The sequence below is a fragment of the Lactobacillus delbrueckii subsp. delbrueckii DSM 20074 = JCM 1012 genome (assembly GCF_001433875.1).
In the GTDB taxonomy this organism is placed as follows: Bacteria; Bacillota; Bacilli; order Lactobacillales; family Lactobacillaceae; genus Lactobacillus; species Lactobacillus delbrueckii.
The window spans coordinates 1-272 of the sequence record NZ_AZCR01000155.1 but is presented as its reverse complement, the minus strand read 5'-3'; the positions used below and the strand labels follow the sequence as shown (position 1 = coordinate 272).

1 pseudogene is annotated in these 272 nt (G+C 48.9%); it reads right to left on the bottom strand.

From position 1 onward, the window contains the following. Positions 1–272, bottom strand: a pseudogene (locus tag FD23_RS09860) (IS1634 family transposase); the annotation flags it as partial.

Genomic DNA, 272 nt, shown 5'->3' with positions numbered 1-272 from the left:
GGCTGGCGTATCAGCTCAATCTTTTCGAGCTCTTTCAGTGCCGAAGGTACGCTCAGATAGTTAGGCTTGCCCGGCATTTCGGCTTTGCGCTTTCTCAAAAGCGTGTAGATTCTTGCTCGGATTATCAAAGCAATGAACTGAATGAAGATCTTAGCTTCAGCCGCCTGGCTGCTTGCGACTCTGAATGAGCGATTGCCAAGGAAGGTCTTATCACTGCCAAACAGCTTCTCTGAGATATCGCGGCTCTTGTAAAGATTCAAGGCTTCAGAGGC